The sequence below is a fragment of the Rahnella inusitata genome (assembly GCF_965118895.1).
GTDB classification, from domain to species: domain Bacteria; phylum Pseudomonadota; class Gammaproteobacteria; order Enterobacterales; family Enterobacteriaceae; genus Rahnella; species Rahnella inusitata_A.
This window is the reverse complement of sequence record NZ_CBCPJJ010000005.1, coordinates 58,704-71,545: the sequence shown is the minus strand read 5'-3', so window position 1 is coordinate 71,545 and position 12,842 is coordinate 58,704. Positions and strand designations below refer to the sequence as shown.

The following is a 12,842-nucleotide window of genomic DNA, read 5'->3' as shown; positions in this document are numbered from 1 at the left end:
ACAGTGAATCGTAATTTAAGTTTTGCATAGAAAAATATGTAAAAGGAGTTTTTCATGTTGAAAAGCAGCGAGATCATAAACGGTTCGCTTCCGAAACCTGACTGGGTAACCATACAAGAAGCCGTTAACATAATTAATACAGAGAGCAACGAAAGAATCAAAGAGAGTGATATTTACCGTTATGCATTATATAATAAAATTAATCTCGCCATATACTTTCAATCTCCAATTATTCTGCGAAAAATAAAATATGCATTTCAAAAAGTAAAAATGCATCCAGCTAGAGGGACATTGATTCATCGTTTATGTCTGCTAGAAAAAAATAGCTTTATTAATGGATGGGACTCAATTTTCAGTACTGAGGGCAGATACGTCCACTCCACACAAAATATTATTGATACATCACTTATTGGGTTTGAATGTATTTTAATAAAGCGATTTCTCGCATGCTCATTGAATATACCATTACCAATTATTGGGAAAAACACGGTAAATTATGGCATCACTGTTACTATGTCCAATGAAGTTTTTCAGCTGTTTGAAAAAACAACCTGGAAGTGTAGAATTGAACATCAAATAAAAAACCTACCAACAGATCTGGCGTTTGATATTATGGAGAGAATTTCTTCAGAGGGAACGATAAATCAAAATACAAAGCAAGAATATTTCCCCCTCTATAATTTGCCTCAGGATTCCTGCTTTGTTATTCGTTACTCAGAGATTGAGAAACTAATTAGCACCCAGGTTACAGAGAAATCCCTCCCCTCTTCAACTAGAATATCCACACCCTTGTCAAGGTTATTTTGGCTCGCTTGTAGGCACAATGATGTTATCAGTCCATTAATAAAACAACCCTATAAATTATTGACAATTTTTGAAGAATGGGCGGCAGCTGATGGTATCACTGACCGTCTAAGCGGTGATACTTTAAAAACAGCACTAGAGCGTGGCTCCCCTCCGTCCTCATCCTTATTAAATTGATATTGTGTTTATCTGTCAACAATATGATCCCGTATTTAGTTTATTAAACCCCGTAATACGGGGTTTACCACTACCACTTCTCCTTCCGTTATGCTTTTTTATTATCTCCAGGCATACCAATGTTTGTTTTGCTACAGGAGACAATCATGACATCACATCAGTTATTACGCTTAAAAAAGGTTGAAGAAAAAACCGGCTTGAAACGTTCACAAATCTATCTGTATATGAAAGAGGGTACATTTCCTCGTTCAATAAAAATCGGACCAGCCAGTGTGGCCTGGCTGGAATCAGAAATTGACGAATGGATCAATATTAAATTGTCCCGGCGCTAAACGCGGTCAAGGGAAGGCGAATTAAAGCAACTGATTCAACTAAATACCCTCCAACAGGCTATATACCCAGATATTTCTGCATCTATCTTGCCTGTTGAAAAAAATATACGGAATACATATTATGATCCCTTCACTAAATTACGCCGTACTCACCAATGCCCTGCAGGCGCTTAATGAAGGCAATATTCGTCACTGTGAAGATCTCGGTTTCACATTTGACGAAATGAATGCCCTCAGCCAGCTCTCGCCAGATGCACTCTTTACGCTGAGCCGAGCAGCCGCGCCTTTTATCGCAGTCTCGCTACGCCACGATGTTCTGCACCAGTTGCTGGCCCATTCTGGTCAGGAAGAACAGCGCCGACAACTAATTGACCGGGCCATACGACTGGGCGGCTCCATCGCACTGATGAACCACTATTTTGGTCTCACCTCCAATGAAGTCTGCCTTCGCCGTCGGTTGCTGGGTGTCAGCGTGCCGTATGGCCGAACGCCTGAACCGGATGAAAAGACAGATGTGGCTATCTGGTTGCAATGGCAGCAGCGCAGGGTAGAAAACCTTGAATCGCCCGATGCACTGATCACCATGATGCAGGTGACGGAAATCCTGCAGCCAGAGGCCGAAGCGCTGTCACTCACCACGGTCTGGAAACGTATCGCACTGTGCGAACAGGAAGCCGCTACTGGCAGGAGGACTCTCCATGCCGGATGAGATCGACCGCGATCAGGAATTTAATGAACAGCGACTGGAGGAGATGATTGAGCAGAACCGTTTTAAGCCGGGTTCAACACGATCATTATTTCACTGTCGTATATGTGGTAAACCTATTCCTGAAAAACGACGGCAGACTCTGCCGGGCATAACCACCTGTACAGAATGTCAGGAACAACTTGAGCATCGCAGACGCTAATAATAGCGATAAAGACGTTCGGGGATATTATTTCTCTGCACGTCTTTCTGTTTCCATTAAAATAGAATGCCTTCTTTATTATCTGTTCTGCATCCTTCTCCCTCTTTCCGCATCTGATAATCCTCGCCAGTTTATCTCTCTTATTTTTGTTTTGAATTTATCGTTTATATCCCGCACTGAATATCTGATTCTGAAAATGCCATAACAACATGGTTGCCCTGATGGACGTTCATTCGTCCAGGCCGGGGATTGTTCTTTAACAAATTGGATCGGGCTGTCACGTAACCACAATTCAGGGTGCCGCTGAATGTTCTCGCTGACCCGTTAAAACCGGAATGCAGAACCGGGATGTGACCTTTTTATTGCTTTCACGGCTATTTTATTAAAGGAAATACCATGAGAAAACCCAATTATCACGTCTTTATCACTCAGGGAAGTCAGCCCGATGCACAGGGCGAGAAAAACACGTACTGGACCAGGGTTGGTGTGGCCTTCGCACATAACGGTAAGCCTGGCCTGAATATCGTGCTGATCCCCGGTATTGCGGTTTCAGGCAGGCTGGTACTGCTTGAACCGAGAGAAGAGAGTGACATTTCACAGGATGCCGCAGCCGTTTAACCCGCTTTTGTCCTTCTCCCCGGTAACGTGTTTTTGTATACGCTGCCGGACCCACGGTTACGAGGCCACTATGCTTTCCACCACAGCCTTTCTGGCGCTGGCGACGCAGTGCGCCACCAGTGTTCACCCGTCCACGGCACTTGATGTGGCACGGGTCGAATCCGGTTTTCACCCTTACGCCATTGCTGAAATCGTGCCGGGCGGCAAAGGTGTGATTTCACATTTTCCCGCAAGCCATGATGAGGCGATGAGCCTCACCGGACGGCTGGCGGCGCAAGGCCGACGCTATTCGGTCGGCCTGATGCAAATCACCAGCACCAATTTCCGCCATTACGGCGTCACGGCCAGCGACTTACTTAACCCTTGCATCAATCTGTCGGTATTTGAGCGCATTCTCGCCGACTGTTACCGGCGCGGTAGCACTCTGAAACGAGCGCTCAGTTGTTACTACTCCGGCAACTTTGAAACCGGTCAGCGACCGGAATCCGCCTTTAACCAGACCAGCTACGTACAGCGCATTGGCTATGTCGTCCCGTCCACCCGGGAAGACCGGCAGCGAGCCCCTGACCCGAGCACACAACCGTCTGCCCGTTATCCCGCCGTTGTGCTGCGCGGCGAGCCTGCCGGTGCCACTGCGCCGATCCTGACTTCCCTGCATTATCCCGATTCCGTCATTCGCGGCGCTATCCCTGTTATCCCTGATGAGGAGAAATGATCATGCGTAAACGCCGTTACTCCGCTGTTGTTTCCGTGCTGCTGTCTGCCCCGGTGCTGGCGGCGAACAGTGGTTTTAACAAGGCCAATGAAACACTGAGCAATACCTCGACCGGCCTGCTGGGACTGGCCGCCGTCACCATCACACTGGCGACTATGTGGGTGGGCTACAAGGTGCTGTTCGACGGCAAGAGCCTGCATGACATGCGTAACATCATCATCGGCGCGATCCTGATCGTCGGCGCGTCCGGCTTCGGTGCCTACTGGGCGTCATAAGGGAGGCAACGATGGCTACGCTGAATAAAGCACTCACGCGGCCTGCCGCCATTATGGGTATTCCTCTGGTGCCGTTCGTTCTCGTCAGCGGGGCCATCGTCCTGCTGGCAGTCTATGTCAGCTATTACCTGGCGATTATGCTCATTCCTGCATGGGCGGAAATGAAAAATAAAACCCGAAAGGACATTCATTATTTCAGTCTGCTCTGGCTGGCGTTTAAAACCCGTGGGCGGCTTTTCACCAATACCCATTTTGGCGCGAATGCCCTGCTGGCAAACCAGTACGATAACGTTGATGTCTCGGAGTTTATTCAGAAAATGAAATTAAACGAGCGTATTACGCTGGATAAATATATTCCGTACTCCTCCCATATTCACCCTTACGTCATCAGAAACCGTCACCGTGATTTGGTTGCCACCTGGGAGCTGGACGGCACAGTCTTTGAATGTGAAGACGAACATCACCTGACCCTGATGGCCACGCACCTGAATAACGTTATTCGTTCGTATGAGGGTCTGCCGGTAACATTCTATATTCACCGGCTCCGTGAAAAATACCATGATGTTTTTGAAGCCTGTTCGGGTATTCCCTTTTCCGATGAGGTAACACGTCGGTATTACCAGCCGGTAAAAGACAAACCGTTCTGGCGGCACCGGCTGTTTTTCACCGTCTGCTACGCGCCGTTCTCTCAGATTGAGAAGAAAACCATGAAAGCGCAGTCGCACAGTAAACGCCAGGCAGCACTGGATGACGCGCTCAAAATCATGCTGGAATACCGCGAAGCACTGGAATCTTCATTATCCCGCTATATGGCAACGCCGCTGGGGATATATGAAGAAAACGGGCGGGTGTATTCCTCACAACTGGCGTTCTTCCATCGTCTGCTTACCGGTCAGTGGCAGAAGGTGGCCGTAACGCGCTCACCATTTTATGAAACGCTCAGTACGCCAGACGTCTTTTTCACCACCGACACCGGTGAATGCCAGACGGTCAGCGGTTCCCGTTTCTTCCGCAGCCTGGAGATTAAGGATTATTCCCCGGAAACCCATACCGGTATGCTGGATGCGCTGCTGTACGCCGAAAGCGAGTATGTTCTGACGCAGTCCTTTACCTGCATGGCACGGGATGAGGCGCAGAATCATATCCGTCTGGCGGAAAAACGGCTTAACTCCACGGACGACGACGCGACTTCCCAGCGCGAAGAGCTGATTGTCCTGCGCGACCTGCTCCAGTCCGGACATGTGTCGTGCGGTAAATTCCACTTTTCCCTGCTGATCTCCTCAGACAGTGCCGGACAGGTGGTGAAGGACACTAACGTTCTGGCCCAGCCCTTCGCCGATCTTGGTATTATGACAACGCTCTCCACCCTGTCACTGCCCGCCGCGTATCTGGCGCAACTGCCGGGCGTGTATACGCTGCGACCCCGACTGGTGGCCGTCAGCAGCCAGAATTTTGCCGATATAGCCTGCCTGCATAACTTCCATCCCCACAAACGCAGCGGTAATCCGTGGGGGGAAGCCATCGCCATCCTCACATCTCCCGGCGGTGGCGGGTATTACCTGAACCTGCACGACAGCCAGGCCGGGCGGGATGACACCGGTGAGAAAACGCCGGGGAATACGGCGATTATCGGGAAAACCGGATCCGGCAAAACCCTGCTGATGACCATTATGCAACAACTGATGCAGAAGTACCGTAACCCGGCGTCGTTTGCGCCTTCTGCCACCATCAAACGGCTGACCACGGTGTATTTCGATAAGGACCGGGCGGCGGAGATGGCGATCCGCCAGGCGGGCGGGCGTTATTTCCGCATCCATACCGGCGAGCCCACCGGCTTCAACCCGTTTGCGCTGGAGCCAACCCGCCGGAACATCAGTTTCATCAAACGGCTGGTGCGCATGCTGTGCCGCCGCAACGGTAAGCCGCTCGATCCGCGCGATGAGGAGCGGATCAGTGCCGCCGTGGACACCATCATGCTGGACTATCCGCCGGAGTACCGCCGGTACGGGATCACCCGGCTGCTGGAAGTGCTGCCGGAGCCGCCGACCACAGACGCCCGCACCAACGGGCTGCGTATTCGCCTGAAACAGTGGGCGCAGGGGGGCGAGTTCGGCTGGGTGTTTGATAACGAGGCCGATACTTTCACCATCAGCGATGTCGATAACTTTGGTATCGACGGCACCGAATTTCTGGATGATGACGATATTCGCGGCCCCGTGACCTTTTACCTGCTGTACCGTGTGACCAGTCTTCTGGATGGTCGCCGCCTGGTGATGTTTATGGATGAGTTCTGGCGCTGGCTGGCCGATGTCGAATTTTCCCGCTTCTCCCTCAATATGCTGAAAGTCATCCGAAAGCTGAACGGTATCTTCGTTCCGGCAACACAGTCACCGGATGAAATCGTCAGACACCCCATCGCCCCGGCGATTATTGAGCAGTGCGGTACCCAGATTTTCCTCGCCAACCCGAAAGCCAGCCATGCGGATTACGTGGAGAAAATGAAAGTGCCGGAAAGTGTTTATGACACGGTCAGGAGCCTGGATCCGGGCGAGCATTATATGGTCATCCTGAAAACACCGCTGCGGGCCGGGGAAACCCGCCCGTTTGTGGCGATGGCGAAAATGGATCTGTCCGGGATGGGTAAATTCACCCGGCTTCTCAGCGGCAGTGAGGACAACCTGAAAATATTCGATGCCATTTATCAGGATGGTATGCGACCTGATGAATGGAAAGATACTTTTTTTGACCGGGCAATCTGAAAGCCAACCTGAGGTACTATCAATGCGTTCCAGGAATCACCGTCTGGCATTATTGTTATTTTTCTCGGCGCAGGCGTTCAGCGCCGGAATACCGGTTTTCGACGCCGTGCAGAATACCGAATCCATTAACCAGTGGATGCAGAAACTACAGCAATGGGAGGGTACGGTTACCCATTATAAAAGCGAACTTAATGCGTATAAGAAGCAACTGGCTACCGCAACCGGCGTGCGGGATATTCAGGGTTTTCTCAGTGATGCCCGAAGCCTGAAAACCGATATTGATAATCTCCGTAAGAACGGTATTTCACTGGATGATCTGCTGACCACGAAGAACAGTTCATATTCTTATGAACTGCAACACCTTTACAGTAAATACAAATCGTTCAGCGTATGCAGCGAGGAACAGGAAGGAATAAAATATCAGGCCCTGGCCGACAGTTGCAAACAGATAATCCTCAATCAGGCAATGGCGATTGAGAATACCACTGACGTTGAAAACAGGATTAACAGCACACTCAGCGATATATCAGACTTATCTGACCGTATATCGAATGCGCAGGACTCGAAAGAGTCTCAGGATCTGGCTAACGCCATCGCGGCGAAAAGCGTACAGTTAAATGCGCTGACGAATCAGTGGGAGATGTCTGTCAGGCAGGCTGAACAGCGAACGACATTGCTGGAACAGCAAAGACAGAAAGCCTTTGAACAGCAGCAGCTAACGGCACCTGTTGCTGACCTTAATAATTTATAAGGAGGTTATCCGTGCTCAGATCCTTATTCACCTTATGCACACTCTCAGGCGTGATATTACTGTCCGGCTGCAAGGAAACCAAATCCGAAGCCTGGTATAAGCAACATCCTGACGAAACTTATGCGGTTTATACGCAATGCCTGAAGGATGGCGAGGCAAGCGATAACTGCGAATTTGCCCACCGGGCAGCACTTATGTTTGCACAGGAAGGCCAGCCCGGGGTTAAGGAAAAATTCGAGGCGATATTTCAGCAGGAAGCTGCAAAACGAAATGCAGTGACACAGTAATAATATTTCCTCCAACAAAACAGGGAATTCTCCCTGTTTTTTTATTTCCTTTCTTTAAATATCAGGTGAGGCACCATGTCCGGTGGTATTTTTGTTGGTATGGACAAAAACATCATGGATGGACTGAATGCTGTACTGGAAGGTCAGTCTTCCACTTACGGCACGATGATCAGCGTCATCATTGTCAGCTCTTTTACCTTATTTATACTGTATCGCGGTTATCAGACACTGGCTGGCAAACTCCGGACCCCGGTTGAAGATGTCGTCTGGGATGTGGGGCGAATGTTGCTGATCACCACCTTTGTGTTAAACCGGGATGGCTGGCTTGATATGGCGGTAGCGGCTATCCAGGGACTCAAAGACGGTGTCAGCGGCGATGATAATATCTGGGCGCTGCTCGATACTGTCTGGGGAAAGGCACAGGCGCTGGGGCAAAAGTTATTTAATATGGACACATCAACTTACGTCAAACTGAATGGCGGCCTTGCCGAAGTGCTGGTATGGGGCGGCTCTATTGTCCTGCTGATGGCAGCCACCTTTGTCAACCTGCTCGCCGAAATCACCATCCTGTTAATGACCACCACCGCGCCGCTCTTTATTTTCTGCCTGCTGTACGGTTTTCTTAAACCGATGTTTGATAACTGGCTGAAAACGATTTTTGCGGCAATATTAACGATCATGTTTTCCGCCTTATCCATCCGTATCGCCATTAATTACCTGAATAAGATACTGGATGCTGCAACAAAAACATCCGCTGAAACCAATATGGTCACGCTGGCGGCGCAGTGCCTGCTGGCCGGGATTGCGGCAGGTGTGGTGGTCTGGTTCTCCGCGAGGCTCGCCAGCGCACTCAGCGGGGCCGCTGTACAGGCGGTGCTGCAGGGGGCAGCCATGAGTGGCCTGAGCGGACTGGCGAATAAATCCTCCAGCCTTGCCGGGCCGGGCGTCAGAGGCAGTGCCCGCCTGGCTGCGAAAGGCGGCATGGCCGTCGCCGCGGCGACCGGCAGGCTCACCGGCGCAGGCGCGGGTAAAACCGTGAGCGCCTGGCAGAAACGCACCACCGCCATCGAAAGCATGAAACGCCTGAACCGGCAGCGTCACCGTTAATCCTCCCTGCCGTTAATTTCCTTTCCCCGTCACGCCGTGGCCTGCGCCACCGGTGCGGCATTCCTGCATCCATACGATAAGGGGCTTCCATGAAATTCAGCATCATCCTTCTGATGCTGTGCGCGCTCACGGGCTGCGCACGGCATCAGGGCGACCTCCCACCGGTATCCGGCGAACCCGAGCCAGTGAATTCCCCCGCCATCATTCAGGAGCTGACTCACCATGTCTGATATTCAGAACATTGTTAATGTTTCCCGCTCTTTTGAATCCATACTGCTGGAAAAGGAAGAGCGTTCCCGAAAAACCGCCTGGCGGGTGGCCGCTGCCGGACTGGTTCTGGCCGCAATGGCGATTGCGGCCATTATTATTCTGCTGCCGCTGAAAACCTCCGACACTGAATTATGGTCAGTGGATAAACAGACCGGGCGCTATGAATATATGACCCGCGTGAAGGAGCGGGATATTGCTGCTGAAAAAGCGCTGGCACATTCACTGGCAGCACACTATGTCAGACTTCGCGAGGGATATAATTATTTCTCCCTCCAGCGTGATTATGACGACGTGCAGTTATTTAACAGCGACAGCGTGAACCGGGACTATCTGGACGGGTTTAACGGCGACCAGGCACCGGACGTGATTTTTAATAAGGCGGAATATGTCGTTTATATCGCCATTATTTCCAATGTGCATGCGCCTGCCACCGGGCCGGATAATCTGGCAACACTGCGTATTAAGCGCACAATCCGTCGTGTTGCTGATAATTCCGTGAAAACGGATGTGTGGAATATCCGCCTCACTTACCGCTACGTCCCGCACCGGCAACTGACCGACAGCCAGCGCGAAGTGAACCCGCTGGGCTTTATCGTCACCAGCTACCAGCGCGATAAAGAGCTGAGGGGGGAATGATGCTGAAACATCCCCTGCTCCTCTCTGGCTTAATGGTGTCATGCCTGGCATGGGGCGCAGCGACACCGCGCGGCAGCGCGTATGACAGCCGGATGCAGAACGTCACGTACAACAGCCAGAACGCCACGGTCGTCAGTACCCGCCCCGGCTACGTCACCATGCTGGTGTTTGATGACGGTGAAACCGTTATCGATGCGCAGGCGGGTTTCCCCAAAGGCTGGACCGTGACGAAAAGCGACAACCGGGTGGGCGTCAGCCCGAACCCGATTACCCAGCCGGTCACGGACGCCAGCGGCAACAACGTCAGCCAGGTGTTTCTGCCGACGGCAAAAGACTGGAAAACCAATCTGTTCGTGGTGACCTCGAAGCGCGATTACAGCCTGGAACTGAACGTGCTGGATAAAGACTCGCCCGCCCAGGCCTTTGTTATCCGCTACCGCTATCCCGACGAACTGCGAAAAAAGTCTGCCGCCGCCAGCGCCGCCCGTCAGCAACATCAGCAGGAAGCACTGGACCGGCAGCGGATAGCGGCGGCATTCGGGCAGGCCACCACGCCGCGCAACTGGCGCTATACAAAACGGGTGGCAGCTGGCTCAGCCTCCATCGCCCCGGACTTTACCTGGGATGACGGTCGTTTTGCGTATATCGGTTTTTCTCCTGCGAAAACCCTGCCATCCGTTTTCCGGGTGGTGAACGGCCTGGAGCAGGCGGTCACGCCCCGAACCATTAAACAGGGCAACTACACCGTGATGGCGGTTCCGGCATCGCCGCAACTGGTTCTGCGTTACGGCACCTCGGTGGTGGGGATCGAAAACGACGGATCCGGGCGTATCCCGCTGACCAACAGTGACACCGTTTCGCCGTCCGTTACGCTGGAGGCAAAATGACCGACAAATCTTTCCCGGACGAACCGGAAAAAACCACCGCAGAACGGGAAGCGGAAGCCCGTGAACGCGCCCGCGCGGCAATGGCATATCAGGAGCCGGAGCAGAAAACGCCGCCCGGTCAGCCGGAAGTGACCCGTTTCCGTAAAGCTTCAGGTCGCCGCACGCTGATCGTCAGCCTGCTGAGTCTGGTCCTGGTCATCGCGCTGGCATCCGGTGGCGATCGTCTTCTCAGCGCCCTGAAAACGGGTGATGAGAAAGAATCTGGCACCGCGCCGCCCTCCTCCGGTACGGTGCAGCATGAGCGTAAGAATCTGGGTCTGGACAGTAACCCGTTTGGCCTGTTCGGGCCTGGGAGGCAGGAAAGCACAGACCCTGCCAGTCAGAGCGCCCCGGCCACTCCAGCTCTGCCGCCCGGGCCGCCCGCCCTGAACAAGGCGGCAGCACTGGCAGACGGGCTGAACAGCGACAGTACAGGGTCAGGCGACGATACACGCACGTCCCGAAGCGGATCGCGCAGCAACGCGGGAACGTCGGGCAGCCCGTCAGCCTCCACGGCGTACACATCCTGTCAGTCTGTACTGGTCAGTGGCGAAGATGGACGTCTGCGCTGCCCGGATACGACAGCACCGGCAGGCAGCAATAACAACGACAATCCGGGCGTTGCCAGTGTCACTGGTGTCAGGCGGCTGGGCCTCGATCCCGATCTCTATATCCCGGTGGATCGTTATATTCCGTGTTCGATGATGCGGCGCTTCGTATCCGATGTTGGCGGTCATATCTCCTGCCTGATCGGTGAGAATGTCTGGAGCGCCAGTAACCACGTGAAGCTGATCCCGGCAGGAACGGTCGCCCGTGGCGTCTACCGCACTGGCGCACTGCAACACGGGCGCAGCCGGATGTTTGTGCTGTGGACGGAGCTGCGCACGCCGGAGCCCGGCAGCCTGCAAATCCCGCTCACCGATACGCAGGCCACCGGCCCGCTCGGTGAGGCGGGTATCGCGGGCTGGATCGACAGCCATTTCTGGGCGCGTTTCGGCAACGCCCTGATGCTCAGTACCGTGCAGGACGTGGCGGCAGCGGCATCAGATGCCGCGCCGGGTAAAGACCGCAATACCGACTATACCGAAAACACCCGCGCCGCCACGGCGGAAATGGCGAAAACGACGCTGGAAAACAGCATCAATATCCCGCCCACGATGTACCTGAACCAGGGCGATGTGATCGGCATCATGACCGGTACGGATATTGATTTTTCCTCTGTTTATCAACTACGGCTGAAAAAGAAATGGTATGAACGCTGAAAACCTGTCACTGGATTTTATGAAAAACCGGCTGTTTGGCGACTTTCTTGCTCAGGATGGCCTGACAGAAATTGCTGTTAACCGGCCGGGTGAGCTGCATACAAAAATTCGGGGAAAATGGCAAAAACAGGCATCCCCCATCACGTTGCGTCAGTGCCATGCTTTTGCCAGAGCGCTGGCGTCCTGGCATGACGATAATATTGACGATACATCACCCATCCTTTCTGCAACATTAGGATCTGGCGAACGTATTCAGGCGATTATTCCTCCGGCCTGTGAACGTAATACGGTGTCCATTACGCTGCGCAAACCCTCGTTTGAGCAGAAAACACATCAGTCATGGATTGATGCGGGATTTTATCAGCGCGTGGCCGGTCAGGAAAAAACGGAAAGTCAGGATAATGCACTAATCCGGTTATATCACAGCGGGGATATTCCCCACTTTATGGAAAAGGCGGTGGAATACGGCAAAACGATTTTTATTGTGGGTGAAACCGGCTCCGGCAAAACCACCTATATGAAAACGCTGCTGCATTATATTCCGCTGCATCTCCGTCTGGTAACGATTGAGGATAATCCCGAAATCCGTTTTTATCACCACAGCAATTATGTTCATCTTTTTTACCCGGCGGATGCCGGGGATAATGCTATTGTCACGCCCGGCAGGCTGATCCGTGCTAATTATCGTATGAACCCTGACCGGATATTACTGGCGGAAATTCGTGGGCGGGAAGCGTGGGACGCGCTGAAAATTGTCGGCTCCGGGCATGAGGGGTTAATCACCTCCCTGCATGCGGGCTGTCCGGCAGAATGTATTGAAGGGATCATTGACCGCTGTTATGAAAACCCCGACTGCCGGAACATTCCTTTTGATGTGTTGTTACGCAAGGTACTTAAAAGCATTGATGTCATCGTCAGCATTGATATACACGGCGATGTGCGCCGGATGAGTGATATTTACTTTAAGCCAGTTCATTTAAACAGCACGAAAGAGACATTCAGAAAATAACCCCGA

16 protein-coding genes are annotated in these 12,842 nt (G+C 52.4%); all 16 read left to right on the top strand.

Annotation, left to right across the window (positions count from 1 at the left end; genetic code table 11):
* Positions 1–54 precede the first annotated feature (54 nt).
* Positions 55–981: a hypothetical protein gene (locus ACMHLI_RS05095; RefSeq protein WP_050310707.1), complete on the top strand. Its 927-nt coding sequence runs from the start codon at positions 55–57 to the stop codon at positions 979–981.
* A 146-nt stretch (positions 982–1,127) separates the two neighbouring features.
* Positions 1,128–1,313, top strand: a complete 186-nt coding sequence (locus ACMHLI_RS05090; protein WP_003036401.1) for an AlpA family transcriptional regulator — start codon at positions 1,128–1,130, stop codon at positions 1,311–1,313.
* A 121-nt stretch (positions 1,314–1,434) separates the two neighbouring features.
* Positions 1,435–2,022 (top strand): DUF2857 domain-containing protein, encoded by a 588-nt coding sequence (locus tag ACMHLI_RS05085; protein WP_003036399.1) that lies wholly within the window; start codon positions 1,435–1,437, stop codon positions 2,020–2,022.
* Positions 2,012–2,221 carry a TraR/DksA family transcriptional regulator gene (locus ACMHLI_RS05080; protein ID WP_050310705.1) on the top strand — a complete coding sequence of 70 codons (210 nt, stop codon included), beginning with the start codon at positions 2,012–2,014 and terminating at the stop codon, positions 2,219–2,221. The genes ACMHLI_RS05085 and ACMHLI_RS05080 overlap by 11 nt, the downstream gene beginning before the upstream one ends.
* A gap of 396 nt (positions 2,222–2,617) precedes the next feature.
* Positions 2,618–2,839, top strand: a complete 222-nt coding sequence (locus ACMHLI_RS05075; protein WP_050310702.1) for a hypothetical protein — start codon at positions 2,618–2,620, stop codon at positions 2,837–2,839.
* Between the two features lie 70 nt (positions 2,840–2,909).
* Complete coding sequence (locus ACMHLI_RS05070) at positions 2,910–3,554, top strand: lytic transglycosylase domain-containing protein (RefSeq protein ID WP_003036391.1); 645 nt, start codon at positions 2,910–2,912, stop codon at positions 3,552–3,554.
* Positions 3,551–3,829, top strand: a complete 279-nt coding sequence (locus ACMHLI_RS05065; protein ID WP_003036389.1) for a TrbC/VirB2 family protein — start codon at positions 3,551–3,553, stop codon at positions 3,827–3,829. Before ACMHLI_RS05070 ends, ACMHLI_RS05065 begins: the two co-directional genes overlap by 4 nt.
* 11 nt (positions 3,830–3,840) lie before the next feature.
* Positions 3,841–6,588, top strand: a complete 2,748-nt coding sequence (locus ACMHLI_RS05060; protein ID WP_050310701.1) for a VirB3 family type IV secretion system protein — start codon at positions 3,841–3,843, stop codon at positions 6,586–6,588.
* A 22-nt stretch (positions 6,589–6,610) separates the two neighbouring features.
* Entirely contained in the window at positions 6,611–7,339 is a 729-nt protein-coding gene (locus tag ACMHLI_RS05055) for a type IV secretion system protein (RefSeq protein ID WP_050310699.1), read from the top strand.
* Between the two features lie 11 nt (positions 7,340–7,350).
* The gene (locus ACMHLI_RS05050) at positions 7,351–7,626 is read left to right on the top strand and encodes an EexN family lipoprotein (protein WP_047063072.1); all 276 of its coding nucleotides are present in this window, start codon (positions 7,351–7,353) and stop codon (positions 7,624–7,626) included.
* Between the two features lie 75 nt (positions 7,627–7,701).
* On the top strand, positions 7,702–8,733 hold the full coding sequence (locus ACMHLI_RS05045; protein WP_050310697.1) for a type IV secretion system protein: 1,032 nt from the start codon (positions 7,702–7,704) through the stop codon (positions 8,731–8,733).
* 89 nt (positions 8,734–8,822) lie between these two features.
* Positions 8,823–8,963, top strand: a complete 141-nt coding sequence (locus ACMHLI_RS05040) for a hypothetical protein (RefSeq protein ID WP_020078407.1) — start codon at positions 8,823–8,825, stop codon at positions 8,961–8,963.
* A complete protein-coding gene (locus ACMHLI_RS05035; RefSeq protein ID WP_050310695.1) occupies positions 8,956–9,639 on the top strand; it encodes a virB8 family protein in 684 nt (227 codons plus the stop codon). Before ACMHLI_RS05040 ends, ACMHLI_RS05035 begins: the two co-directional genes overlap by 8 nt.
* The gene (gene virB9, locus ACMHLI_RS05030; RefSeq protein ID WP_003036368.1) at positions 9,636–10,526 is read left to right on the top strand and encodes a P-type conjugative transfer protein VirB9; all 891 of its coding nucleotides are present in this window, start codon (positions 9,636–9,638) and stop codon (positions 10,524–10,526) included. Before ACMHLI_RS05035 ends, virB9 begins: the two co-directional genes overlap by 4 nt.
* Complete coding sequence (gene virB10 / locus ACMHLI_RS05025; protein WP_050310694.1) at positions 10,523–11,827, top strand: VirB10/TraB/TrbI family type IV secretion system protein; 1,305 nt, start codon at positions 10,523–10,525, stop codon at positions 11,825–11,827. The genes virB9 and virB10 overlap by 4 nt, the downstream gene beginning before the upstream one ends.
* Positions 11,817–12,836 carry a P-type DNA transfer ATPase VirB11 gene (gene virB11, locus ACMHLI_RS05020; protein ID WP_003036362.1) on the top strand — a complete coding sequence of 340 codons (1,020 nt, stop codon included), beginning with the start codon at positions 11,817–11,819 and terminating at the stop codon, positions 12,834–12,836. Before virB10 ends, virB11 begins: the two co-directional genes overlap by 11 nt.
* Positions 12,837–12,842 lie beyond the last annotated feature (6 nt).